Origin of the sequence: Pseudomonas sp. IPO3778 (assembly GCF_013386825.1) — a bacterium.
Lineage (GTDB): Bacteria > Pseudomonadota > Gammaproteobacteria > Pseudomonadales > Pseudomonadaceae > Aquipseudomonas.
The window spans coordinates 1-624 of sequence record NZ_JACARC010000115.1 but is presented as its reverse complement, the minus strand read 5'-3'; the positions used below and the strand labels follow the sequence as shown (position 1 = coordinate 624).

General features: G+C 54.6%; 1 protein-coding gene. It reads right to left on the bottom strand.

Annotated elements, in window-relative coordinates:
* Positions 1-57: 57 nt before the first annotated feature.
* The gene (locus tag HX855_RS32700; protein ID WP_177091578.1) at positions 58-546 is read right to left on the bottom strand and encodes an RDD family protein; all 489 of its coding nucleotides are present in this window, start codon (positions 544-546) and stop codon (positions 58-60) included.
* Positions 547-624: the final 78 nt, after the last annotated feature.

Sequence of the window (624 nt, the reverse complement as noted above, 5' to 3'; positions counted from 1 at the left end):
AGGGCGGAACCCATAGCCGCCATTACCGCAGCAACGGATATGCCCCCCATCTAAAACCTACTTCTTTTTCTTCGGAATCCGCACCAACTGCGTATCCGAATACATGTCATGCCAGCTGCGTTTCCGCTTGTCGAACAACGACCAGATAAACCCCAATCCCAAGCACAACCACGACGCAATCGACACCACAAACCGCAACAACGCCTGCCACAAGCTGATGCGCGACCCATCAGCATTCTGCACCCGCACCCCCCAAACCTGCATGCCCAAGGTCTGCCCCGAATACGTCCAGAACTTGGCAAAAAAACCAAACAGCACAAAAAACAAAATCGTCGACAACAGCGGATCACCATCCAGCGCGCCGGATTCAGAAAGCGCCCGCAGCTTGGCCTCCCCGACAAACCCCATCCACACCAGCTTGTAGATGAAGGCCGTGACGATCAACAGGGCGGTACACAACAGGAAGTCATAGAACATCGCTGCCAGACGACGACCCAGGCCTACGGGGGGAAACTCGCCTTGGGGGCTCAGCAGGTGTTTCGACATGGCATGGCTCTCTTGAGAAAAAAGCCATTTTACGGAGCTTTTACCCGTACGGCGCCCATAAAAAAGGTTCATCACGGA